Below are 23,500 nucleotides of genomic sequence, written 5' to 3' on the forward strand. Positions count from 1 at the left end.
TTATGAGCGATAGTGACGGCAAAAAGACATTGGGTCTTCGTGGCGGGGCGCGCCCCGGAAATGTGAAACAAAGTTTCAGCCACGGACGTACCAAGAATGTCGTGGTGGAAACCAAACGCAAGCGCGTGGTGGTCCCCAAGCCGGGTGCGGCCAAAACCGGTGGTGGAGCTACGCCATCAGGTGATCCGTCGCGTCGTCCAGCCGGGATTTCCGACGTGGAAATGGCGCGCCGGATGAAGGCGCTGCAGGCTGCCAAGGCGCGTGAGGTCGAAGAGGCCGCCGAGCGTCAGGCCGCTGAAAAAGCGCGCGAGGAAGAGCGTGCCCGTCGCCGTGCGGAACTAGAGGCCAAAGAGCGCGAACAGCGCGAGGCCGAAGAACGCGCGCGCGCCAAGGCCGAAGAGGAAGAACGCAAGCGCAAAGAGGCTGAAGATGCCGCTAAGCGTGTCGCGGCGACCCCGACTCCAGAAGAGCCAAAAGCCGCCCGCAGCCCGGCCAGCAAGCCTGCGCCTGCAGCAACGCCACGCAAGCAGGATCGCGAGCGTGAACAGCGCGGCGCGCGCACCAAGGGCCGTGACGATAACCGCCGTTCAGGCAAGCTGACTCTGGGTCAGGCGACCGGTGGTGAAGGTAATCGTCAGCGTTCGATGGCAGCCATGAAGCGTAAGCAAGAGCGCGCGCGTCAGAAAGCCATGGGCGGCGCGGTCGAGCGGGAAAAGGTTATCCGCGACGTACAGCTGCCCGAGGCGATTGTCGTGTCCGAGCTGGCCAACCGTATGGCCGAGCGTGTCGCGGACGTTGTCAAATCGCTGATGAACATGGGCATGATGGTCACGCAGAACCAGACCATTGACGCTGATACTGCGGAACTGATCATCGAAGAATTTGGCCACAAGGTCACGCGCGTCTCGGCCTCTGACGTCGAGGACGTCATCAAAGAGATCGAAGACAGCGAAGGCGATCTGCAGTCGCGTCCGCCGGTCATTACCATCATGGGTCACGTTGACCACGGTAAGACCTCGTTGCTGGACGCGATCCGCGACGCTCGCGTTGTGGCGGGTGAGGCCGGGGGTATTACCCAGCATATTGGCGCTTATCAGGTGAAAACCGATGGCGGCACAACGCTGTCTTTCCTGGATACACCGGGCCACGCGGCCTTTACCTCGATGCGTTCGCGCGGGGCACAGGTCACGGATATCGTGGTTCTGGTTGTTGCTGCGGATGACGCGGTGATGCCGCAGACGATCGAGGCGATCAACCACGCCAAAGCGGCGGGTGTCCCGATGATCGTTGCGATCAACAAGGTCGACAAGCCGGACGCAAACCCGGACAAGGTGCGCACCGATCTGCTGCAGCACGAAGTCATCGTTGAGAAAATGTCGGGTGAGGTTCAGGACGTCGAAGTGTCCGCCATCACCGGTCAGGGTCTGGACGAGCTGCTGGAAGCCATCGCGTTGCAATCCGAAATTCTTGAGCTGAAAGCCAACCCGAATCGCGCCGCCCAGGGTGCCGTGATCGAGGCGCAGCTGGATGTGGGCCGTGGACCTGTTGCTACCGTTCTGGTTCAAACCGGTACATTGCGTCAGGGCGATATCTTTGTTGTGGGTGAGCAATACGGTAAAGTCCGTGCGCTGATCAACGACAAGGGCGAACGCGTCAAAGAGGCAGGACCCTCGGTTCCGGTTGAGGTTCTGGGTCTGAATGGCACGCCCGAGGCCGGGGACGTTCTGAACGTGACCGAGACTGAAGCGCAGGCGCGTGAAATCGCCGCCTACCGTGAACAGGCCGCCAAGGACAAACGCGCCGCCGCCGGTGCCGCAACCACCCTTGAACAGCTGATGCAGAAGGCCAAGGAAGACGAAAACGTCACCGAGCTGCCAATTCTGATGAAAGCGGACGTGCAGGGTTCTGCCGAAGCCATCGTTCAGGCGATGGAGAAGATCGGCAACGACGAAGTACGCGTGCGGGTGCTGCATTCAGGCGTCGGCGCGATCACCGAAACGGATGTCGGCTTGGCGGAAGCGTCCGGAGCCCCAATCTTGGGCTTCAACGTGCGTGCCAATGCTTCAGCCCGGAACACCGCGAACCAAAAGGGCGTGGAAATCCGCTACTACTCGGTGATCTACGATCTGGTCGACGACGTGAAAGCCGCCGCATCAGGCCTGTTGAGCGCCGAGATCCGCGAAAAGTTCATCGGTTATGCCGAGATCCGCGAAGTCTTCAAGGTTACGGGCGTTGGCAAGGTTGCTGGCTGTCTGGTTACAGAAGGCGTGGCGCGTCGTTCCGCAGGTGTCCGCCTGCTGCGCGACAACGTCGTGATCCACGAAGGCACGCTGAAAACGCTGAAGCGCTTCAAGGACGAAGTGGCCGAGGTTCAGTCGGGTCAGGAATGCGGTATGGCATTCGAGAACTACGACGATATCCGCGCCGGCGACGTTATCGAAATCTTCGAGCGCGAAGAGGTCACCCGGACACTGGATTGATCCGGACAGAACTGAAATTCGGAAAACAGCGGCTCCAACGGGCCGCTGTTTTTCTTTTGGAGAGCTGACGTGAGCCTTTGACTTTTCGCGCGAGTTTTTCTGAGGTTAATCATCAAGTCGCACCGGGTAGCCTTGGTTCAAGAGGCAAAGTAAATCTAGGTTGCTGTCGGCTATGCGGACTTAGCGGCCAATAGGGTTCACCGACGCAGTGCCCGTAGCCAGGCTCAGGCTCGCGACCACGTGCTGTGTATATCTCTCTGCAAGTGAAGTACTTGTACGCCAAAAATAGGAAAGTGGAGGTTCCGATTTGAACTATTGGAAAAGCAAGTAGTGTCCGCGACCGCTTATGCATGTTTCGCGAGATTGGTTTGACGTCAAAATCTGAGCTGGATGCTGCACAGATCGTTGACCAAGAGTCGCCCTCCCAGATCACGGTCAGTCATGAGACAAGAGTTGGCAAAGTGCGAGTTGCGATCAGACATAATCAACAGAACAGCTTGAGCTTGCGCGACTGGCACACCGATCCATCGGTTGCGGGTGTTTTGGGCATTCTGCATCGCACACAGGCAAGATGGAGGGCCTGTCAGGCATCCGCGATTATCAAATCGCTCGCCTTTTCCCCGATCATGATTGCCGGTGCGTTGGTGTTGCCACTGACGATCTCGGGCATGATCGAACAATCGGCCACGCGCAGATTTTCTAGTCCGTGAACCCTTAGTTTAGGATCGACAACAGATGCCTCAGAGCTTCCCATCGCACAGGTGCCGGTTGGGTGGTAGATTGAGGTCGAATTCGACCTGGCCCAATCCAGCGTAGCGTCATAGTCATTGCAATTCAGATCTTCTGTTGGTCGAAACTCTTCCGAAATCTTCGAGGCCAAAGGGTTTTTCTTGGCAATTCGCCGCGCGATATTCACGCCATCGACTATGGTCCTGCAATCTGTTTCTGTGGACAAGTAGTTCGGTATGATCTTGACATGTTTGGACGGATCGGGGCCGTTCAGGCGCAACTCCCCCCTGCTTTCCGGGCGCAGCTGGCAGACCGACATTGTAAAGGCCGAGAACGGGTGTACGCCCTCGCCCGGGCTGTCAGCGGACCAGGGTTGGACATGAAACTGTATATCGGGTGTCTCTACATCCGGGCGCGTTTTCATAAAGCCGGTGGCAAGGCTGGCCGCCATTGTCATAGGCCCGGCACGGAACAGTGCATATTTCAGAGCGATGCGCGCCTGATTGAAGAGGCTGCGGACTTCATCATTCAGTGTTGGTTCATTGCATTTGAACACCAGGCGCGCCTGTAAATGATCCTGCAAGCCCTTACCAACGCCAGACAGGGCGTGAAGCGGTTCGATTCCGTTTTCTTTGAGGTGGTCCGGGTCTCCAATCCCCGACAACATCAGGATCTGGGGCGAATTGATCGCGCCACCAGACAGGATAATCTCGCGTCGAACCTTCAGAGTTTGCTCGACCCCTGACCTGTCACGGTAAACCAGCCCGGTCGCCTTTTTCCCGTCCAAAACCACGCGCGTCACAAATGCGTTGGTGATGATGTTAAGATTCTGACGACTTCGAATGGGTTTGAGATAAGCCACAGCCGCGCTGCAGCGACGACCGTTGCGTGTGGTCAATTGGAAATAACCTACGCCTTCTTGTTCGGCGCCATTGTAGTCGGGATTGAACGCGTAGCCTGCAACCTGTGCTGCGGCAACCCAGGCGTCGCAGATGGGGCGTTGAATGCGCATGTTCGAAACAGACAAAGGCCCGCCAATGCCGTGAAACTCATCTTCACCGCGTTCTTGATCTTCGCAACGTTTAAACAGGGGCAAGACATCGTCCCACCCCCATCCCTCATTGCCCATTTGCCGCCAGCGATCGTAGTCTTCTTTCTGGCCGCGGACATAAAGCAGCCCGTTCAGCGAGGATGAGCCGCCCAGCACCTTGCCTCGTGGCCAGTCTATGGATCGTCCATTAAGCCCCGGATCGGGTTCAGTGCGATAGCACCAGTCAACCGACGGGTTGTGCATTGTTTTGAAATAACCGACCGGAATGTGAATCCACGGGTTGGTGTCGCGACCGCCAGCCTCCAGCAATGCGACGGTCGTATTGGGATCAGCACTCAAACGGTTGGCAATGACACAGCCTGAAGATCCTGCTCCGACTACCGCATAATCGACTTCCATAACTGTCTCCTCCCGACGCGACTGAAAAAAACTCTATGCAAGATGCGAGAAATATACTAGCCTTTTTTGATACAAAACGTCTCATTAATTGCGATCAGGGAGGTAGGCAATGGAGATCGGTAAGAAACTAAGTGGCATTTCCCGGCGAGATTTTTTTCGTGTGGCCGGGCGGTATGGCATGAGTTCGACACTGCTGGCGGCAGGTGGGTTCGGTGGCGCGATGAGCCTGGCGAATCTGGCGCAGGCAGCCGAATCAACCTATGAAAAGCGCTTCTCGAAAGAGCCAAAGCACACGCTTAAATTTGGCGCATCGGGCTTTAACACCCGCAATCTGCTGATCGAACGCGCCGGCGCGATCGAGTTTGCACGCGATCTGGAAGAGCGCACGGACGGTGAAATTCGGATCGAGTTCATTGGCGACAACCAGATCTGCGGGCAGCTGAGCTGTGTTGAAAAAACTCAGCAGGGCATTGTTGATATTTACGCGGCCTCGACCCAGAACTCGGCTGGAGGCGCGCCGTATCTCAACGTGCTGGACTATGCTTACATGTTCCCCAGCCGGGCAGCGCAGTATCACTTCTTCTACAGCCCGGCGAGCCAGCGCATTCTGCGTGATCCGCTTGAGAAACGGCACGGCCTGAAGTTCCTGTTTACCCACTGTGAATTGCGCGGCCTGCAAATGGGTTCGACCTTTGCCGACAAGCCGACCGTCACCAAACTGGAAGAGCTGTTCGGCACAAAGAACCGTGTGACGGGTACACAGCTGGGACGCATTGCGATGCAGCTGTTGAACCTGAATCCGGTACCGGTTGCATGGGAAGAAACTCTGGATGCGTTGAAGACTGGTCTGATCGACGGGGCTGAAACGTGGGCATCGGCCGTCGCATATGCCAACATGGCTCCAGTGGTGTCGCAGTCAGTCAACCTGAAATTCTTCTGCGGCACTGAACATACCTCAATGTCGGCCAAAGTGTTCGACAGTCTGGGCGGGGAGCTGCAGGATGCTGTGATGGAGTCTTCCTACTTTACGCAGGCTTTGATTCAAGGTGCCAATGAAGCGGCTTTGCTGAACACTGTGGGTTTCTCGGAACCGCAGCTGCCTGATACTATCTTCGCCGAAAATGGAGTACGTCCGGCATTCCTGCCAGATGATCAGATCAAACTGGCCGAAGAGATGTGCGCCCCGAACTACAACCCCGAACCCTGGGCGCAGTGGCGTGAGCGTTTGAACAAATGGGCCGGTGGCATCGATACCTATCAGGAAATCTACGACATCGCGCGTGAGATTCCGGCAGACACCCTGCCGGAAAACGTAGAACCGCGCCGTTGGTGGAAAGGCGAAGCCTGATACAAAAGACGAACCGGCCCCAAGCGGGCCGGTTCTAATACACACCGACTGGGAGGACGGGGTACATGTCGTTTTGGGCAGACACAGGCGCGATCTTCAGTGCCTTTCTCAGCCAGGATTCGTTCGAGATTCAATCAGCGCTGGAATCGGACGCCGCATGGGTGTTGGGCGCGGTTGTTTCAGCCATGGGCGGATTCGTGATCATGCTGATCTATCGGACAGTGCCGTTTATCGAGCGCCATCTGGAGCGGTCGGTGATGGTATATTCTTACCTCGCCATTGCGTTGATCATTTTCTGGGGCGTGATCGACCGATTCGTGTTCAACGATCAAGAACCGTGGTCCACCACTATCCCTCCCTTGTTGTTTATGGTGATGGCGTGGTTCGGGGCCACGTACAATGTTCGCCTGCGGACGCATCTGAGTTTCAATGAGTTCCGCACCGCAATGCCCCGAGGCGGGCAGTTGGCCTGTTTGATCCTTGATGCGGTGCTGTGGTTCATCTTTGCGGTGATCGTCATCGTGACGACCACGCGACTGGTTGCGTTATCGGCGTCAAATTTTCAGATCGTTCTCGGCACGGACAATATCATGCAGTGGTGGTTTTTGCTGGCCGCGCCTCTTTCGTTCTTTTTGATGATCGGGCGTGTGTTTCAGAACCTCGCCGACGATCTGCAAAACTGGAAAACAGGTGAGCCGCTGATCAAGCAGGCCGTGATCGGAGCAGACTGATGACAGACGGAACTTTGGTTACACTGATCTCACTTGGGGTTACCTTTCTGTTCATGCTGGGCGTGCCGGTGTTTTTGGTCATCGGCTATTGGGTGATCGGCTGCTCATTCGTCCTTGGCTTGACGTTGGACAATATGGGTGCCGAACTGTTGAACGTGTTCAACAAAGGCTTTGCCCTGCTCGCGATGCCGCTCTTTATCCTGACCGGAGACCTGATCAACAAGTCTGGTATTGCCCGAAGGCTCAGCGATTTCGCCTATGCCTGTCTGGGCTGGATACGTGGTGGGTTGGCGATGGCATCGCTTGGTGCCTGCGGGTTATTCGCGGCGATTTCGGGATCAAACTCGGCGACGACAGCCACAATTGGTTCGATGCTGCACCCCGAGATGGTCAAAGGTGGCTATGACGAACGGTTCAGCGCGGCGACCGCTGCGGCAGGGGGTACTGTAGGGATCATTATCCCGCCTTCCATTATCTTCATCGTCTATGGCTTCTTGATGAACCTTCCTATTTCCGAGTTGTTCGTGGCGGGCATTCTTCCGGGCGCGCTCATGGTCTTTGGTATGCAATTCGCGTGCTGGATCATTTGCCGCATGAACGGGTGGGGCCATCTGATCCCTTTGCAGCTCAACCGGATACTGAAAACGGCATTTGGCGCCTGGCTTGGATTTTTCGCCATTGGGCTGGTGCTGTGGGGCATCTACACAGGCAAGTTTTCCCCGACAGAAGCCGCGGGCGTGACAGTTGGCTTCTGTGTGATCGCTGGTTTGGTCAGCTATCCGATCAACCGGATTATGGGGGCCAGAAACGACATGTCGCCAACCGAGAAGAGTTACGCCGAAATGTTCGTGGTCGAAGGCTTTACGATCCCCGAGATCCCCTCGATCGTCATCCGCTCGGCCCAGATCACCGGCATCCTCGCGCCTCTGATCGCGATATCAGTGGTGATGCAACAGATCCTGTCATTGCTTGGCGCGCAGCAAACCATTGGAGATTTCGTAACCTCGATGGGCGGGTACTACGCGGTATTGTTCACATCGATGGTGATCGTTTTCTTTTCTGGAATGGTTTTGGAAAGCCTACCTGTAACCATAATTCTCGCCCCAATTCTTGCGCCAATCGCGGCCTCGGTTGGGATTGATCCAATCCATTTCTCGGTGATCTTCCTTGTGGGGGCGTCCATTGGATTCATCACACCACCTTATGGGCTGAACCTCTATGTGGCTTCAGGAGTAACAGGAGTACCTTATTTCCGGTTGCTTCGGTATACGGTACCCTATCTGGTGGCGCTTCTTTCGGTTTGGATTTTAGTGTCGCTTGTGCCCGATCTGGCCTTGATACTGCTTCCAAATAGCTAGACTGTTGCAGGATGGCCGAGACGGAAACACAAGAAAAAGAAACTCAAATACCGACCAACCTCCGCCTCCTGCTGATCCTCGAGGAGGTGGCGCGGCGTGGCGTTTCCGTAAAACCATCGGATCTGATTGAGGCATTAGGTCTGGCCAAGCCAACAATTCACCGTCTGCTGCAAACCGCAGAAGCCGAAGGGTTTCTGCAGCGGGATCTCGATGGCAGATCATATGGCCCGGGACACCGGCTGCGACTGCTATCGGTCAACACTATGTCGTCCGAGCATTTGCGCACTGCGCGACTGGCGATCTTGCGCAGTGTGGCTGAAACTGTTGGCGAGACATGTAATCTCGCCATTCCAGACCGCGAGGGCATGATCTATCTCGACCGGGTGGAAACGAAGTGGCCCCTGCGAATTCAACTGCCGGTCGGGACACAGGTGCCCTTCCATTGCACGGCCAGCGGCAAGATGTACCTGTCCACACTACGGCAAAGAAAGCTGGATGGGTTTCTTTCGGCAGGACATCTACAACCACAAACCGAACGCTCGCTGACCGACCCCAAGGCATTGCGATCGGAGATCCGACGTATCTCTGAGAATAGTTATTCCACCGATGACGAGGAATTCATGACCGGAATGACTGCCCTAGCAGTACCCGTTCAGGATGGACAAGGCCGATTGGTAGGCACACTTTCGGTTCACGCGCCGACACAACGTCATGACGTCAACAGTCTGATGTCGTTTCTGGGCATACTTCAGAAGGGAGCAAAGCAGCTTTCGGCTCTTTTGAGCCAGTGACTAATGCTTCAGATGACAGTCAAAGCGTGATTTTTTTCACCAACTGCGAATTCGATCATCGATCGGTTTGGAGAATTCTGCACCAGAATGGATGAGAGCGCGATAAAAGTTCCGTGTACTCCGTTCGTTCAACTTTGCAGAGTCGACATTGGCGCACCGCTGCCATTCCTAGCTAGCGCAGCATCTGTCACTCTGGGCTCAAACCGGACACTTGCGGTACCGCCACAAATGCAGGGATATGGCGACTTGCTCAGTGCATGACGCAAAGGTCAGAATATTCTTTCGCCCAACACCTATGACTACCGAGGAGCCGGCAGGAACGTGCTTGCGTGCATGATGATGTCGAAATGCTGCATCCCTTTCTGCAGATCAAAACTGACAGAATGCCCGCCCTTACGCAGCAATTCCGCATAGTCCCGGCTTTGACGAATGAATTCGGGTGTGTCACGCTCGGCGACGGTTATATGGTAACGCGGACCGGGGGCGGGCAGGTGCAGAATGGGTGAGAGATCGTGTATTTCGACCGGGGTCAGTTGCAGCGGGTCATTCACCGGCGTCAGGCTGATCGGTTCAAGATCATAGACGCCGCTGATCAGAATCACCTCTCGTACCCGCAAGCCGGCGCGGGCTAGCGCATCGGCTGAAGTCGCCATCATCATGGCCGCCAGATGTGCCCCGGCGCTGTGCCCCGACAAGGTGATCTGCGCCGGATCGAACCCAAGGGCCGTCGCCTGTGATCCCAGCCAAAGCAGGGCATCGCGGCACTCTTTGATCATCTGATCCAGTCGGGCCTCAGGTGCGAGCGTATAGTTCAGCGTTGCAAAGGCTTGCCCGTTTTCCACCAGTGTAGGGGCCATCATCGCGGACTCACGCTGACTGAGCGCCTGCCAGTAACCTCCGTGAATAAAGACATGCAGCGGAGCGTTGGCCGTCGACGCAGGAAAGAAGTCGAGCACCTGTTCAGATGTTTCGCCGAAGGGCAGGTTTTCCCGGCATTCCATCCGGGCGCGGTTCTGCGCACTCAGCGCGGCGTAGCTTTCAAGATAGGGTGTCAGATCGCCGCCAACCATCGAACTGGGAGAATACTCCTGCTCCAGCTCTGTCTGAGTGAAACCACGATACAGCATCGCCTACTCCTGCCCGCTATACATCAATTCGGTGCGCACATCGTAGAGATCGTGAAAGAATCGCAAGTCCAGCGCTTTGCGCAGGAACGACACACCGCTAGACCCGCCTGTACCTGGCTGGTTGCCAATAACTCGCTCGACCGCGGTGACATGGTCAAACCGCCAGCGCTGGAACAGGGATTCAACGTCCATCAGCTTTTCGGCCAGCGCATAGAGGTCCCAATACTGATCGGTATTGTGAAACACCTGAGCCCAGATTTTCACCACGCGCGGGTCGCCGGAATAGGGTTGTGCAAAGTCACGGTTCAGCAGGTCATCAGGCACGTCAAACCCTTGCCGGGCCAGCATGTGCAGCACTTCGTCGTAAAGCGAAGGCTTGGTCAGTGCGGCATCCAATAATTCCATGACTTCGGGATCATGCTGGTGAACCTTCAGGGTCGAGGCATCCTTGTTGCCCAGAATGAATTCAATCTGACGATAGCCATAGCTTTGAAATCCCGAGGAGCTGCCAAGTGCTTGCCGAAAGGTCATGTAATCGGCGGGGGTCATGGTCAGAAGCGTTTCCCACGCGGAAATCAACTGCCGCTGGATTGCTTTGACCCGGTCGAGATTCTTCATTGCCGGGCCAAATTCGTCCTCTTGCAGAAAGCGGCGCACTTCGACCAGCTGGTGATGCATCAGCTTCAGCCACAGCTCGCTGACCTGATGGATGATGATGAACAGCATCTCATCTGGTTGCGCGGGATCCTGAAACGTCTTTTGCAGATTCAGTAGGGTTTTGAGCTGCAGGAAGTCGCCATAGCTCTTGCGGTGGGTTTCGGCGAAATCCGTGACCAGAGTGTCCTCGATCCCGCGTTCAAGATACCGGTTGTCCTTGTCGCTCATCTGCGCCTCCAAACACCTGAGTTCCCTCCTGTTTAGGGGGTGAAGCCGTTTAACGCCAGAGGGTTAGGTCCAATCCAGAACAACCTTGCCGGATCGACCTGATTTCATCTCGCCAAAGCCCTTGGCAAATTCATCAACCTTGAAACGGGTCGTGATCACTCGGCTGACATCCAAACCGTTCTGTAACATGGCAATCATCTTATACCAGGTCTCGAACATCTCGCGCCCATAGACACCTTTGATGGTGATGGCCTTGAATACGATGCGGGACCAGTCCACGGGGGATTTTCCAGGTGGGATGCCCAGCAGAGCGATCTTGCCGCCCATCACCAGTGCCTCGACCATCTGGTCCAGTGCAATTTGTGAACCTGACATCTCTAGCCCGACGTCAAAACCCTGCTGCATGCCCAGTTCGGCGATCACGTCCTGCAAATCTTCCTTGGTCACATCGACAGGGCGCAATGTTGGCACAACATGCGCAGCCAGCGTCAAGCGGTCCGGATTGATATCGGTGATCACCACATGCCGCGCGCCTGCATGGCGGGCCACGGCGGCGGCCATGATGCCGATGGGGCCTGCACCGGTGATCAGCACATCCTCACCCAGCAGATCAAAACTGAGTGCGGTGTGCACAGCATTCCCCAACGGGTCGAGAATGGCTCCGATTTCGTCGGGAATGTCATCGGGCAGGGGCACCACGTTGAAGGCAGGTAGTTTCAGGTATTGCGCAAAGGCACCCTGTTCATTGACGCCGATTCCGCGCGTGCCGGGATCCAGATGGAACTTGCCAGCACGGCTTTGGCGGCTGTCGGTTGTGATCAGGTGCCCCTCGCCGGAGCAGCGCTGGCCGATCTCAAGCCCGGTCACGTTGCGCCCGATCTCAACGATTTCACCGGCAAATTCATGGCCGGTGATCATTGGGGTGGGCACAGTTGCGGCGGCCCAGTCGTCCCAGTTCCAGATGTGGATATCGGTGCCGCAGATGCCGGTCTTGTTGATGCGGATCAGCACTTCATCAGGGCCGATCTCGGGCACCGGGGCCTGCACCATCCACAAGCCCTCCTCGGGCTTGGATTTTTCCAGCGCTTTCATCGTATTGGGTCGCATCAGATGATCCCCAGCTCTTTGCCGACCTTGCTAAAGGCAGCCAGCGCACGGTCCAGCTCATCCTTTGTCAGCGCCGCATTCATCTGCGTTCTGATCCGTGCCTTACCGCGCGGGACGACGGGGAAGAAAAAGCCCGAAACATAAACGCCTTCGTCAAACAGCTTTGCGGCCACGTCCTGCGCCAGTTGTGCTTCGCCCAGCATAACCGGGATGATCGGGTGTTCGCCGGGTAGAAGGTCAAAACCCAACTTTTCCAACCCCGCGCGCCAATATTTGGCGTTGCTGAACAGTTGCGCGCGCAGCATGTCGCCCTCTTCGACCAGACGGATGGCTTCGATCCCGGCAGCAACGATTGAAGGCGGCAGCGAATTTGAGAACAGATAGGGCCGCGCCCGCTGCCGCAGCAGGTCGATCACCGGCTGCGGCCCGGCGATATAACCGCCGATTGCCCCCCCAAGTGCCTTGCCCAAGGTTCCCGTCAGAATATCAACAGCGACACCGAAATGATCCGGTGTACCGGCCCCGTTCGGACCCATGAATCCGGTGGCATGGCAGTCATCGACCATGACAATGGCGTCATATTTGTCCGCCAGTTCGCGGATTTTCGGCAAGTTAGCCAGATAGCCATCCATCGAAAACACACCGTCTGTCGCGATCATGATGTGACGCGCGCCGTCCTCGCGTGCCTGCTTCAGCCAGGCCTCCAGATCGTTCATGTCGTTGTTCAGATAACGATAACGTTTGGCCTTGCACAACCGTACCCCGTCGATGATTGAGGCATGGTTCAGACCGTCCGAGATTATGGCATCTTCAGGCCCTAACAAGGGCTCAAACAGCCCTCCATTGGCATCAAAACAGGCTGCAAACAGGATCGCATCGTCCTTATTCAGGAATTGTGCCAGCTTCTGTTCCAGCTCACGGTGAATGTCCTGTGTGCCACAAATAAACCGGACCGAGGCCATGCCGAACCCTTTGGGTTCCATCGCGTCTTTGGCGGCGGCGATCAGTGCCGGATGATCGGCCAGACCCAGATAATTGTTGGCGCACAGATTGATGACCTGCCTGTCGCCCACAGTAATCTCGCCGCCCTGGGGCGAGGTGATCATTCGTTCACGCTTGTACAGACCCTCCGCTTCGATCTGCACGAGGGTGTCGGTGACATGGGACAGGAATGCATCTGACATGGCGATCTCCGTTCAACTGAGTCGCATGTCTAACATAACGGATGAAATTCCCAAATAGGGGAATTACAGTATGAAGGAAAAATTTCCGCAAAGGCGGAAATGCGCCGGTGTCAGGCATTTTTGACGATCAGGAACACCCTTGCTGGCTTCTTGGCAGTAATTGAGTGCAGAACGTCCGCCGCGTATCGCGCGGTGTCGCCCTGGTTCAGCTCGCTGATGGCACTGCCCGAGGTGACGCGCACCGCACCTTCAAGTACAGTCAACTGTTCATGCGCGCCGCGGGCGTGTGGTTGGCTGTTCAGCGCGCCATCACTGTCAAAGCGGATATCGTAGACCTCGTGGCCACCGGCCTCTTCGGGCGGGGAGAGGATACGGATGCGGCAATTCTGGCCCATATTGTCGATGCTGGGCACTTCGTCGCTGCGCAGGGTTTCGATCTGATCGGCGTTATTGGCCTCTTCCAGCAGGCCAGCGAAGTCCACCTGCAGGGCGCGGGTCAGGTTCCACAGGGTCGAGATCGTCGGGCTGCTTTCACCGCGTTCGATCTGGCTGACCATGGATCGGGACACGCCGCTGAGATTGGCCACAGCTTCCAGCGACAGGCCTTTGGCGCGGCGGGCCTCTTTCAGGCGGGCGGGCAGGCGCGTCAGGATATCGTCTGAATTTTCCGTCATGACGGAATCTCATGCGCGTTTGGTGGCCTCATGTCAATTCCGCTTGTGACGGTACGTCCTATGGGACAGTTCCAATGGCTGGATGCATAGTGCCCGCAAATCCACGAGGAGAAGAGACATGAAAGATATCGTCATTCTTGATGGTGCGCGCACCGCGATTGGCACATTTGGTGGCGCTTTGGCTTCAACTGCGCCGATTGATCTGGCGACCGTTGTGACTGAAGCGGCGATGGAGCGATCTGGAGTTGCGCCCGAGCAAATCGGCAATGTGGTGTTTGGTCATGTCATTAATACCGAACCACGCGACATGTACCTGTCACGCGCCGCGGCCAAGCAGGCCGGTATCCCCGTTGAAACGCCCGCGATGAACGTAAACCGTCTGTGCGGGTCCGGTGCGCAGGCGATTGTGTCGGCGGTACAGTCCCTGATGCTGGGCGACGCCGAATTCGCTGTGGCTGGTGGCGCCGAAAGCATGTCGCGGAGTCCGTATATCGTGCCACAGGCGCGCTGGGGCGCGAAGATGGGCGATGTCACCTCGATGGATATGATGCTGGGCGCGTTGAACTGCCCGTTTGGCACTGGCCATATGGGCATTACGGCCGAAAACGTTGCTGATGAGCACCAGATCACACGTGAGCAGATGGATGAATTCGCGATGGCCAGCCAAACCCGTGCGGCGGCTGCGCTGGAGGCGGGGTATTTCCAAAGCCAGATCACGCCGGTTCAGGTCAAGGTCAAGCGCGACATGGTCGATTTTGTGGTCGACGAGCATCCCAAACAGACATCCGCCGAGGCGCTGGCCGGGCTGCGTCCTGCCTTCCGCAAGGATGGTCGGGTGACGGCAGGCAACGCGTCGGGCATCAACGATGGTGCGGCCGCGATGGTACTGGCCACGGCGGAGGCGGCCGAGAAGGCGGGTCTGAAGCCGAAAGCGCGGATTTTGGGATATGGCCACGCGGGCGTACGCCCCGAGGTGATGGGCATTGGTCCGGTTCCTGCGGTGCAGAACCTGATGGCACGGACTGGTCTGACGCTGGATGATTTCGATGTGATCGAAAGCAACGAAGCTTTTGCCGCGCAAGCGTTGGCCGTGAACAAAGAGCTGGGCTTGGATGCCGCCAAGGTAAACCCGAATGGCGGGGCGATTGCGCTGGGCCATCCGGTGGGTGCAACCGGTGCGATTCTAACGCTGAAAGCCCTGTATGAGCTGGAGCGCACGGGCGGGTCCAAGGGTTTGGTCACCATGTGCATCGGTGGCGGTCAGGGCATTGCCATTGCCTTTGAGCTGCTCTGAAACCGAACCAAGCAGGGAGGCTGTCTGCCCCCCATCGCACCTATGGCGCAATTCCCCCCGAAGGTATTTTTGGCCAGATGAAGCGGGCGGGATTGGGTTTAACTGAAGCTTGTCAGCAATAAGACGAGGGCCGCGCCGGTAGCGGCACCAATGGTGGCGGGCAAGGCAACGGACCATAGGCGCGACCGGGTCGGCTCATCCTTTTGGGTTTGGGAAATCAATGCGTTTTCTACCAGTGCTGGAAGCCGCGGACCAAACCGGGCCAGAACCATTGCTGTTTTGCCAAGATCGCGAAGTGCGGCGCGGGGGCCGATGGATTGTTTGATGTAGTCTTCGACCACGGGCCGGGCGACTTCCCAGATGTTCATTTGCGGGTCGAGTGAGCGCGCGACGCCTTCGACCACAACCATTGTACGCTGAAGCAGGATCAGCTCGGTACGGGTTTCCATGCCGAAGCGTTCAGTGACTTCGAACAGATAGCTGAGCAACCGTCCCATTGAGATATGGGTGGCGTTCATACCAAAGATCGGCTCTCCAACCGCGCGCAGAGCACGGGCGAATTCATCGACATCCTGATTGGCAGGGACATATCCGGCCTCGAAATGCACCTCGGCCACGCGCTTGTAGTCGCGGCGGATAAAGCCAAAGAGAATCTCGGCATAGACCCGGCGCGTGTATTCGTCGATATGGCCCATGATGCCATAGTCATAGGCAATGATATCGCTATTTGCCGCGACCTTCAGGTTACCCTGGTGCATGTCAGCGTGGAAATAGCCGTCGCGCAGAGCATGCAGCAGGAACAGGCGCAGCACGCGTTCGGCCAGATCGCGGCGGTCATGACCGGCTGCATCCAGTGCGCCATTGTCGCCCAGCGGGATGCCATCTGCCCAGCTGAGAGTCATTACCCGACGCGCCGACAGGGTCCAGACCACGGGGGGCAACCAGAATCCGGCATCGTCCTTGGTGTTAGCGGCATATTCCGAGGCAGCCGAGCTTTCCAGACGCAAGTCCAGCTCGCCACGCACGACGCCGTCGAAATGTTCGATCACTTCCATCGGGCGCAGGCGGCGCGCGCTGGGGGCGAAGAGTTGCACGATGCGGGCGGCGAAATAGAATGCGTCGACATCTTTGCGGAAGGCGCGTTCGATGCCGGGGCGCAGAACTTTGACGGCCACATTCTCTCCAGTGCTGCGCAGCTTGGCCTTGTGGACCTGAGCGATTGAGGCGGCCGCAATCGGCTCGCTGAACTCATCGAATATCTCGACGACGGGTTGACCAAGCTCTTTCTCGACCTCGGCCATGGCCTCGGCCTTGGAGAACGGGGGCAGTTTGTCCTGCAGCACGCGTAGCTGTTCGGCCAGTTCGTCTCCAACCACGTCGGGCCGCGTGGACAGAACCTGACCGAACTTGATATAGGCAGGTCCCAGGGCGGTGAGGGCACGGGTGGCTGGGGGCATCGACGGATCGCCTTTGTAACCCAGCCATTGAAAGGGTTTGCCCAGGGTGTGGGCCAGAACGCGCAGGGCGCGTGGTGCTTCGAACGCGTCCAGAACGACATTCATGGCACCTGTCCGTTCCAGCGTCGCGCCGGTCCGGATCAAGCGGATGATATTGTGAGGGCCGCGCATCAGATTTTCCAGCCGGAATGCAGCGCGGCAATGCCCATGGTCAGGTTACGGTATTTCGCGTTGTCGAACCCGGCGGTGCGGACCATGTTCAGGAAAGTATCCTGATCCGGGAAATTACGGATCGATTCGACCAGATACTGATAGCTGTCATAATCATTGGCGATCAGCTTCCCCATGCGCGGGATGACATTGAAACTGTAGAGGTCATAGAGTTTCTGTAGCCCGTCATTGGGCAACTGGCTGAACTCCAAAACCATCAAGCGGCCGCCGGGTTTCAATACGCGGTAGGCCTCGTTCAATGCCTCTTGCGGGCGGGTCACGTTTCGGATGCCGAAGGAGATCGTGTAGACGTCAAAGGTGTTATCCTCGAACGGTAGGGCCATCGCATCGCCCACAACCCAATTCAGACTGTCCGACATCTGATCCGCCTCGGCCCGCTGTCGACCTTCGATCAGCATCGGCTCGGTCAGGTCCAGAACGGTGGCATGGCCACGGCCTGCGCGTTTCAGGAACCGGAACGAGATATCGCCGGTGCCGCCCGCAACGTCCAGCAGGCGCTGACCGGGGCGTGGGGCCAGCCAGTCCATCATTGCGTCTTTCCAGATCCGGTGAATGCCCATCGACATGACATCGTTCATCACATCGTATTTTGAGGCGACCGAGTTGAACACGCCCTGCACACGCCCGGCCTTGTCGGCCTCGCGCACGGTTTCGAACCCGAAATGAGTGGTCTTGTCGCTGTTGTCGGACATTTGCCTTGCCGTTTGTCGAATTTCGCCTCTGTTATAGGGCGATAAGAACCGGGCACAATGCGGCCCTTTGGAATAGGAGCCAGGAAATGCCCGAATTGCCCGAGGTCGAGACAGTAAGACGCGGCCTGTCCCCGGCGATGGAAGGTATCGTGATCGAACAGGCGGATGTAAATCGCCCCGATTTGCGCTGGCCGTTTCCTGACCGGATGGCCGAACGGCTGACCGGCCAGCGGGTCGATCGGTTGCGGCGGCGGTCCAAGTACATTCTAGCTGATCTTAGCAGTGGCGAAACGTTACTGATTCATCTGGGCATGTCCGGGCGGATAACGGTCTCGGGTGATCCGCTGGGCCAATTTGCGCATACCCATCCCATGCCCGAGAAACATGACCATGTAGTGTTCCACATGGCCAATGGTGCTCGGATCACCTTCAATGACCCACGTCGGTTTGGTGCGATGGACCTGCTACCTACGGCAACCGCCGAGCATCATAAGCTGTTATCGGTCCTGGGACCGGAGCCTTTGGGCAATGATTTTCATGAACAGCATCTGATCGAAGCGTTCAAAGGCAAGAACACACCGGTCAAATCAGCGCTGTTGGATCAGGGAATCGTTGCAGGATTGGGCAATATCTACGTCTGCGAAGCGCTGTATCGGGGTCGAGTGTCGCCACGTCGCAAAGCGGGGCAGATTTCTTCTACCCGCATTGCCGCGTTGGTTCCGATCATCCGTCAAGTGCTGCAGGAGGCGATCGAGGCAGGTGGATCGTCGCTGCGGGATTTCCGGCAAGCCGATGGAGAACTTGGATATTTTCAGCACAGCTTTGATGTCTACGGGCGCGAGGGTGCGCCCTGCCGGACAGGGGGTTGCGGGGCAGAAATCAAGAGAATCACCCAGTCCGGTCGCTCATCCTTCTATTGTGTGCAATGCCAAAGATAGCTTGATCCAAGTTTTTCGCGTGGTAAGGAATCGTACCTGAACGGAACAACCGGAAGCTCTAACTCATGGCTTTTGAGACGATCATCGTCGAAATCGAAGACCACGTCGCCCTCATCAAACTCAACCGCCCCGATGCGATGAATGCGCTGAACACTCAGTTGCTGGGTGAATTGTGCACCGCGTTGGAAGAGGCGGATGGAAACGACAAGGTACGCTGCGTCGTCATCACAGGCTCGGACAAGGCCTTTGCCGCAGGTGCGGACATCAAGGAAATGTCCGAGATGAGCTTTGTTGACGTCTTCACTGTCAACCTGTTTGCCGAGGCCAACGATCGTATCTCGGCCATCCGCAAACCTATCATTGCAGCAGTTGCGGGTTATGCGCTGGGCGGTGGCTGTGAATTGGCGATGCTGTGCGATTTCATCATTGCCGCCGATACTGCCAAGTTTGGCCAGCCTGAAATCAATCTGGGCGTTATTGCAGGGCTGGGCGGCAGCCAACGTCTGACCCGGTTCGTCGGCAAGTCAAAATCGATGGACATGAATCTGACCGGCCGCTTCATGGACGCGGAAGAGGCTGAACGTTCTGGTCTTGTCAGCCGGATTGTACCGGCCAAGAAGTTGATCGAAGAAGCCATTGGCGTGGGCCAGAAAATTGCCGAGAAATCGCAACTGTCGACCATGGCGGCAAAAGAGGCGGTCAACCGCAGCTATGAAGTGCCGTTGAGCGAAGGTATGTTGTTCGAGCGCCGGGTGTTCCATTCGATGTTCGCCACCGAGGACCAGAAAGAAGGCATGGCAGCCTTTCTGGAAAAACGCTCGGCTCAGTTCCGGGACAAGTAAACCGGCCACGAAATATGTATCGAACAGGCGGGCTGAGCCCGCCTTTTTCTTGCCCGCGGCTCAGCAGTGAAGAATCGGCTTGGCAAAGCCTCAAAACTTGTCTATGCACCGCCGCTATACATGCGCGTGCGGCCCGCTTGGCCCGACTCACACTCGTGATTCTGATCCGGTGCGGATATCCGTGGCGCGCTTACTACATAAACGTACCGAACAAAGGTCAGAGACACATGGCAAATTCGCCCCAGGCAAAAAAACGCGCTCGTCAGAACGAAAAGCGTTTCGCCGTTAACAAAGCGCGTCGTTCGCGTATCCGCACCTATCTGCGCAAAGTAGAAGAAGCAATCGCATCCGGTGACAAGGACGCAGCAACTGCCGCTCTGCGCGCAGCTCAGCCCGAACTGATGCGCGGCGTCACCAAAGGCGTCTTCCACAAGAACACAGCCTCCCGCAAAATGTCCCGTCTGTCGGCCCGCGTCAAAGCGCTGGGCTGAGTCTTTATGTGACCTAGGGTCACGTCAGCATGGCTGAACTATTCCGAAGGGCGTCGCATATCGCGGCGCCCTTTTGCTGTTGCCAGAATACCGCGTCTTCACGTTGCCGAGAGATTCTTTCGCACAAAGACCCGAGTCAATATCAGAGTTTCGTTGCCGCAGACGTCGGCCTCTTGTTACCACTGATACAGCGATTCACTCGCTTGGGGGGACAGGCTGTTCCTGCGATTGTACTGACGGGCATCAGAGCGGTCGAGGAACGAATGTTGGCATCCGGATAAACCGGTTTGCTGATCTGCTGAGGGTCTTGGGGTAACCGAGGATCCGAGCCCTGTCTAAAGATAAGATTGCGAAGCGCAGGCCGCTTTTCGGGATATTCAGGTGCTGGATGTCACGAGTTTGGATTGTGCTGACTTTCAGGGACAAACCCGCCAAACTTCTGCGGTTTGGCGCAGGGTATCCTTTTGCGAGTGACATCGTGATCCGGGCGACCGGGGCTTAGTAATAAGGCCGACAGGCCAATAAAGAATGGGATGCGTGAGGCGCTTAATGACACAAGAGAAATGGGGACTACTGCGTAACAAACTGCTCAAGGCGATCGGAAAGAACAACTATACCACCTGGATCGAGCCTCTTGAATTCCAAGAGCTGCAGGACGGTGTAGCGGTGTTCTCGGTTCCGACGAACTTTATGGGCAATTATGTGAGCCAGAATTTTGCGGATCTTATCCTGTATGAGATGAACACCGCTGGAGAATCTGTACAGCGCCTCGCGTTCCGAGTGGCAGCGAACTCTCCGGTACGTCCTTCGAACGACGTGGCAACTGCGCCTGCCCGCGTTCAGGAAGCGCAAACGCAGACTTTATCCGCGACCGCGAATGATGCGTTGGAGTCTCTGCAGGCGGCGCCGTTGGATTCTCGTTTCACGTTTGACAGCTTTGTGGTCGGCAAGCCCAACGAGCTGGCCCATGCCGCCGCGCGTCGTGTGTCCGAAGGTGGCCCCGTGACTTTTAACCCGCTGGTTCTGTATGGCGGTGTCGGCCTGGGTAAAACCCACCTGATGCATGCCATCGCCTGGGAACTAAAGACCAAACATCCCGAATTGAATGTTCTGTACCTGTCGGCGGAACAGTTCATGTACCGCTTTGTGCAGGCGCTGCGGGAACGCCGGATGATGGACTTCAAACACCTGTTCCGTTCGGTCGATGTGCTGATGGTTGATGACGTCCAGTTTATCGCTGGAAAGGATTCGACTCAGGAAGAGTTCTTTCACACCTTCAACGCGCTGGTAGACCAGAACAAACAGATCATCATCTCGGCCGACCGCGCTCCGGGCGAGATCAAGGACCTGGAGGACCGTGTGAAATCACGCCTGCAATGTGGTCTGGTCGTTGATCTGCATCCCACTGATTACGAACTGCGTCTGGGCATCCTGCAAACCAAGGTTCAGCAATACAGCCGCACCTATCCTGACGTGACTATCGTAGATGGGGTGCTGGAATTCCTGGCCCATCGCATCTCGACCAATGTGCGTGTTTTGGAAGGGGCCTTGACCCGGCTATTTGCCTTTGCCTCGCTTGTCGGGCGCGAGATCGACATGGAGCTGACGCAGGATTGCCTGGCGGACGTGCTGCGCGCGTCAGAACGCAAGATTACCGTCGAAGAGATTCAGCGCAAAGTGTCAGAATATTACAATATCCGCCTTAGCGACATTATAGGCCCCAAGCGGTTGCGCTCCTATGCGCGCCCGCGTCAGGTGGCGATGTATCTGTGCAAACAGCTTACCAGCCGCTCTTTGCCCGAGATTGGCCGTCGGTTTGGCGGACGCGATCACACCACGGTCATGCATGGCGTCAAACGCATCGAAGAACTGAAGACAACCGATGGCCAAATCGCCGAAGACGTGGAAATGCTGCGTCGCGCGCTGGAAGCCTGAGTATCTTCTAGGCATTAAACAGGCGCCCCGGATCCTGATGGCCGGGGCGTTTTTTTGTGCGCAATAGTCCACGGTTGGCTATGAACTGTGACCGCAGGGTCACGCGCCTCTTGACCCTGCGGGCAAACCGACTCAGAAATCCATAAAAAATCCTTGTGCCTCGGGGCGGAGGCGCTAACGTGCCAGTCCCGCCCATTTTCGGCACGCAAGTCAGAGGAATTAAGGGTATGAAGATCAGCATCGAACGCGGCACCCTTCTCAAGGCCGTTTCCCAGGCCCAATCCGTCGTCGAACGACGCAACACGATCCCTATACTTGCTAATGTTCTGATCGAGGCCGAAGGCGATCAGGCCATGTTCCGCGCCACCGATCTGGATATCGAAGTGGTCGACAAGGCCCCTGCGCAGGTGGAAAAGGCCGGCGCCACCACGGTTGCCGCCACAACCCTGCACGAGATCGTGCGTAAACTGCCCGATGGCGCGCTGGTCACCCTGACCGCCGACAGTGCGGCAGGTCGTCTGACGGTTGAAGCCGGGCGATCGAACTTCTCTCTGGCGACTCTGCCGAAAGAAGATTTCCCGGTTATGGCCTCATCGGAATACCAGTCAAACTTTACGGCTTCGGCAGCATTGCTGCGCCGTTTGTTCGACAAATCGAAATTCGCCATCTCAACCGAAGAGACGCGGTACTATCTGAATGGCGTCTATATGCATGTTTCAGATGGCTCCGAAGGCGGCAAGGTGCTGCGCTGTGTGGCCACCGATGGTCACCGTCTGGCGCGCATTGACGCAGATCTTCCTGATGGGGCTGCGGACATGCCCGGCGTGATCGTGCCGCGCAAAACCGTGGGTGAAATGCGCAAGCTGTTGGACGATGACGAGATGGATATCGCCGTTTCCGTCAGCGAGACTAAAGTGCGTTTCGCAACGCCGGATATCACGCTGACCTCGAAGGTGATCGACGGCACATTCCCCGACTACACACGGGTCATCCCGCAGGGCAACACGCGGCAACTGGAAGTGGATGCGGCTGAGTTTGCGCAGGCCGTCGACCGGGTTGCGACGGTATCGTCGGAACGTTCGCGCGCGGTAAAGCTGCAGCTGGATACGGATAAACTGGTTCTTTCTGTCAATGCACCGGACAGCGGTGCAGCCGAGGAAGAATTGGCCGTCGCATATTCAGATGAACGGCTCGAGATCGGTTTCAACGCAAAATACCTGCTGGAAATTGCTTCTCAGGTAGATCGCGAAAACGCGGTGTTCCTGTTCAACTCCGCCGGTGATCCGACCCTGATGCGTGAAGGCAATGACCTGAGCGCGGTCTATGTGGTCATGCCGATGCGTGTCTGATCGGCTTTGGGGGCTGATCGCTGAGGAAAGAGAGGGGTCATGACCTTGGCCCTGACCGAACTGACGGTCTCGCATTTTCGCTCTCACAAACTGGCGCGTTTGTCGCTGGATGGCCGTCCGGTTGCCATCCACGGACCCAACGGCGCGGGTAAGACCAATATCCTAGAAGCTGTTTCGATGTTTTCACCCGGTCGCGGTATGCGCCGGGCCAGTGCGGCCGAGATGACGCGTCGGCCCGAGGCGCTGGGCTGGAAGCTGTCCGGTCTGCTGCAAGCGCAGGGCCAGAGCTATGAGATCGAGACCTGGTCCGAAGCTGGCGCAGCGCGGCAGGTTCGGATAGATGGCAAATCCGCCAGTCAGATCGATCTGGGCAAGCTGGCGCGGGTCGTCTGGCTGATCCCGTCGAT

20 protein-coding genes are annotated in these 23,500 nt (G+C 57.1%); 12 read left to right on the plus strand and 8 right to left on the minus strand.

Going from position 1 to position 23,500, the window contains the following annotated elements; genetic code table 11:
* The first annotated feature begins 2 nt into the window (after positions 1-2).
* On the plus strand, positions 3-2,480 hold the full coding sequence (gene infB / locus AC2FJV_RS13275; protein ID WP_496713918.1) for a translation initiation factor IF-2: 2,478 nt from the start codon (positions 3-5) through the stop codon (positions 2,478-2,480).
* A 583-nt stretch (positions 2,481-3,063) separates the two neighbouring features.
* Here the strand turns inward: infB and AC2FJV_RS13280 are convergent.
* On the minus strand, positions 3,064-4,659 hold the full coding sequence (locus AC2FJV_RS13280; protein ID WP_271950774.1) for a GMC family oxidoreductase: 1,596 nt from the start codon (positions 4,657-4,659) through the stop codon (positions 3,064-3,066).
* A 109-nt stretch (positions 4,660-4,768) separates the two neighbouring features.
* On the opposite strand from AC2FJV_RS13280, the gene AC2FJV_RS13285 reads away from it, so the two are divergent.
* The 4 genes from AC2FJV_RS13285 to AC2FJV_RS13300 all read left to right on the plus strand — a co-directional run bounded on the left by AC2FJV_RS13285 (position 4,769) and on the right by AC2FJV_RS13300 (position 8,887).
* Complete coding sequence (locus AC2FJV_RS13285) at positions 4,769-6,007, plus strand: TRAP transporter substrate-binding protein (RefSeq protein ID WP_142638251.1); 1,239 nt, start codon at positions 4,769-4,771, stop codon at positions 6,005-6,007.
* A 65-nt stretch (positions 6,008-6,072) separates the two neighbouring features.
* On the plus strand, positions 6,073-6,738 hold the full coding sequence (locus tag AC2FJV_RS13290) for a TRAP transporter small permease (RefSeq protein WP_142638249.1): 666 nt from the start codon (positions 6,073-6,075) through the stop codon (positions 6,736-6,738).
* Positions 6,738-8,096, plus strand: a complete 1,359-nt coding sequence (locus AC2FJV_RS13295; RefSeq protein WP_496713919.1) for a TRAP transporter large permease — start codon at positions 6,738-6,740, stop codon at positions 8,094-8,096. Before AC2FJV_RS13290 ends, AC2FJV_RS13295 begins: the two co-directional genes overlap by 1 nt.
* An 11-nt stretch (positions 8,097-8,107) precedes the next feature.
* Positions 8,108-8,887, plus strand: a complete 780-nt coding sequence (locus AC2FJV_RS13300) for an IclR family transcriptional regulator (protein ID WP_142638245.1) — start codon at positions 8,108-8,110, stop codon at positions 8,885-8,887.
* A 299-nt stretch (positions 8,888-9,186) separates the two neighbouring features.
* On the opposite strand, the gene AC2FJV_RS13305 is transcribed toward AC2FJV_RS13300, so the two are convergent.
* The 5 genes from AC2FJV_RS13305 to AC2FJV_RS13325 all read right to left on the minus strand — a co-directional run bounded on the left by AC2FJV_RS13305 (position 9,187) and on the right by AC2FJV_RS13325 (position 13,864).
* Positions 9,187-10,014, minus strand: a complete 828-nt coding sequence (locus tag AC2FJV_RS13305; RefSeq protein WP_496689851.1) for an alpha/beta hydrolase — start codon at positions 10,012-10,014, stop codon at positions 9,187-9,189.
* 3 nt (positions 10,015-10,017) lie between these two features.
* Positions 10,018-10,899 carry a tryptophan 2,3-dioxygenase gene (locus AC2FJV_RS13310; protein WP_142638241.1) on the minus strand — a complete coding sequence of 294 codons (882 nt, stop codon included), beginning with the start codon at positions 10,897-10,899 and terminating at the stop codon, positions 10,018-10,020.
* Positions 10,900-10,962: 63 nt separating this feature from the next.
* Positions 10,963-11,991 (minus strand): L-threonine 3-dehydrogenase, encoded by a 1,029-nt coding sequence (gene tdh, locus AC2FJV_RS13315; protein ID WP_496713925.1) that lies wholly within the window; start codon positions 11,989-11,991, stop codon positions 10,963-10,965.
* A 14-nt stretch (positions 11,992-12,005) separates the two neighbouring features.
* On the minus strand, positions 12,006-13,190 hold the full coding sequence (locus AC2FJV_RS13320; RefSeq protein ID WP_281973591.1) for a glycine C-acetyltransferase: 1,185 nt from the start codon (positions 13,188-13,190) through the stop codon (positions 12,006-12,008).
* A gap of 110 nt (positions 13,191-13,300) precedes the next feature.
* Positions 13,301-13,864 carry a helix-turn-helix domain-containing protein gene (locus AC2FJV_RS13325; protein ID WP_496713920.1) on the minus strand — a complete coding sequence of 188 codons (564 nt, stop codon included), beginning with the start codon at positions 13,862-13,864 and terminating at the stop codon, positions 13,301-13,303.
* A gap of 118 nt (positions 13,865-13,982) precedes the next feature.
* On the opposite strand from AC2FJV_RS13325, the gene AC2FJV_RS13330 reads away from it, so the two are divergent.
* Positions 13,983-15,158: an acetyl-CoA C-acyltransferase family protein gene (locus AC2FJV_RS13330; protein ID WP_496713921.1), complete on the plus strand. Its 1,176-nt coding sequence runs from the start codon at positions 13,983-13,985 to the stop codon at positions 15,156-15,158.
* A 98-nt stretch (positions 15,159-15,256) separates the two neighbouring features.
* On the opposite strand, the gene ubiB is transcribed toward AC2FJV_RS13330, so the two are convergent.
* Both ubiB and ubiE read right to left on the minus strand, forming a co-directional pair.
* Entirely contained in the window at positions 15,257-16,786 is a 1,530-nt protein-coding gene (gene ubiB, locus AC2FJV_RS13335) for a 2-polyprenylphenol 6-hydroxylase (protein WP_496713922.1), read from the minus strand.
* Positions 16,786-17,538 (minus strand): bifunctional demethylmenaquinone methyltransferase/2-methoxy-6-polyprenyl-1,4-benzoquinol methylase UbiE, encoded by a 753-nt coding sequence (gene ubiE / locus AC2FJV_RS13340; RefSeq protein ID WP_142638232.1) that lies wholly within the window; start codon positions 17,536-17,538, stop codon positions 16,786-16,788. The genes ubiB and ubiE overlap by 1 nt, the downstream gene beginning before the upstream one ends.
* Positions 17,539-17,624: 86 nt before the next feature.
* Here ubiE and mutM point away from each other — a divergent pair, with 86 nt between their 5' ends.
* From mutM to AC2FJV_RS13370, 6 genes are all read left to right on the plus strand, one after another.
* The gene (gene mutM / locus AC2FJV_RS13345; protein WP_142638230.1) at positions 17,625-18,476 is read left to right on the plus strand and encodes a bifunctional DNA-formamidopyrimidine glycosylase/DNA-(apurinic or apyrimidinic site) lyase; all 852 of its coding nucleotides are present in this window, start codon (positions 17,625-17,627) and stop codon (positions 18,474-18,476) included.
* A 65-nt stretch (positions 18,477-18,541) separates the two neighbouring features.
* Positions 18,542-19,318 (plus strand): acryloyl-CoA hydratase, encoded by a 777-nt coding sequence (gene acuK / locus AC2FJV_RS13350; RefSeq protein ID WP_496713923.1) that lies wholly within the window; start codon positions 18,542-18,544, stop codon positions 19,316-19,318.
* Between the two features lie 227 nt (positions 19,319-19,545).
* Positions 19,546-19,809, plus strand: coding sequence for a 30S ribosomal protein S20 (gene rpsT / locus AC2FJV_RS13355; protein ID WP_142638226.1), 264 nt, complete (start codon positions 19,546-19,548; stop codon positions 19,807-19,809).
* 549 nt (positions 19,810-20,358) lie between these two features.
* Positions 20,359-21,744 (plus strand): chromosomal replication initiator protein DnaA, encoded by a 1,386-nt coding sequence (dnaA, locus tag AC2FJV_RS13360; RefSeq protein ID WP_142638224.1) that lies wholly within the window; start codon positions 20,359-20,361, stop codon positions 21,742-21,744.
* Between the two features lie 227 nt (positions 21,745-21,971).
* On the plus strand, positions 21,972-23,093 hold the full coding sequence (gene dnaN, locus AC2FJV_RS13365; protein WP_271950744.1) for a DNA polymerase III subunit beta: 1,122 nt from the start codon (positions 21,972-21,974) through the stop codon (positions 23,091-23,093).
* A 39-nt stretch (positions 23,094-23,132) separates the two neighbouring features.
* Positions 23,133-23,500, plus strand: a 368-nt coding sequence (locus AC2FJV_RS13370; protein ID WP_496713924.1) for an AAA family ATPase, incomplete at its 3' end; no start/stop codon positions are given.

The organism is Ruegeria sp. CDSA241, from assembly GCF_059611265.1.

Excerpts from the sequence above, each read along its gene's own strand:
- ubiE (WP_142638232.1), bottom strand. The coding sequence starts at position 17,538 with ATGTCCGACAACAGCGACAAGACCACTCATTTCGGGTTCGAAACCGTG.
- AC2FJV_RS13300 (WP_142638245.1), top strand. The coding sequence starts at position 8,108 with ATGGCCGAGACGGAAACACAAGAAAAAGAAACTCAAATACCGACCAAC.
- rpsT (WP_142638226.1), top strand. The coding sequence starts at position 19,546 with ATGGCAAATTCGCCCCAGGCAAAAAAACGCGCTCGTCAGAACGAAAAG.
- dnaA (WP_142638224.1), top strand. The coding sequence starts at position 20,359 with ATGACACAAGAGAAATGGGGACTACTGCGTAACAAACTGCTCAAGGCG.
- AC2FJV_RS13320 (WP_281973591.1), bottom strand. The coding sequence starts at position 13,190 with ATGTCAGATGCATTCCTGTCCCATGTCACCGACACCCTCGTGCAGATC.
- dnaN (WP_271950744.1), top strand. The coding sequence starts at position 21,972 with ATGAAGATCAGCATCGAACGCGGCACCCTTCTCAAGGCCGTTTCCCAG.
- tdh (WP_496713925.1), bottom strand. The coding sequence starts at position 11,991 with ATGAAAGCGCTGGAAAAATCCAAGCCCGAGGAGGGCTTGTGGATGGTG.
- AC2FJV_RS13285 (WP_142638251.1), top strand. The coding sequence starts at position 4,769 with ATGGAGATCGGTAAGAAACTAAGTGGCATTTCCCGGCGAGATTTTTTT.
- AC2FJV_RS13325 (WP_496713920.1), bottom strand. The coding sequence starts at position 13,864 with ATGACGGAAAATTCAGACGATATCCTGACGCGCCTGCCCGCCCGCCTG.
- infB (WP_496713918.1), top strand. The coding sequence starts at position 3 with ATGAGCGATAGTGACGGCAAAAAGACATTGGGTCTTCGTGGCGGGGCG.
- mutM (WP_142638230.1), top strand. The coding sequence starts at position 17,625 with ATGCCCGAATTGCCCGAGGTCGAGACAGTAAGACGCGGCCTGTCCCCG.
- acuK (WP_496713923.1), top strand. The coding sequence starts at position 18,542 with ATGGCTTTTGAGACGATCATCGTCGAAATCGAAGACCACGTCGCCCTC.
- AC2FJV_RS13280 (WP_271950774.1), bottom strand. The coding sequence starts at position 4,659 with ATGGAAGTCGATTATGCGGTAGTCGGAGCAGGATCTTCAGGCTGTGTC.
- AC2FJV_RS13290 (WP_142638249.1), top strand. The coding sequence starts at position 6,073 with ATGTCGTTTTGGGCAGACACAGGCGCGATCTTCAGTGCCTTTCTCAGC.
- AC2FJV_RS13295 (WP_496713919.1), top strand. The coding sequence starts at position 6,738 with ATGACAGACGGAACTTTGGTTACACTGATCTCACTTGGGGTTACCTTT.
- ubiB (WP_496713922.1), bottom strand. The coding sequence starts at position 16,786 with ATGCGCGGCCCTCACAATATCATCCGCTTGATCCGGACCGGCGCGACG.
- AC2FJV_RS13330 (WP_496713921.1), top strand. The coding sequence starts at position 13,983 with ATGAAAGATATCGTCATTCTTGATGGTGCGCGCACCGCGATTGGCACA.
- AC2FJV_RS13305 (WP_496689851.1), bottom strand. The coding sequence starts at position 10,014 with ATGCTGTATCGTGGTTTCACTCAGACAGAGCTGGAGCAGGAGTATTCT.
- AC2FJV_RS13310 (WP_142638241.1), bottom strand. The coding sequence starts at position 10,899 with ATGAGCGACAAGGACAACCGGTATCTTGAACGCGGGATCGAGGACACT.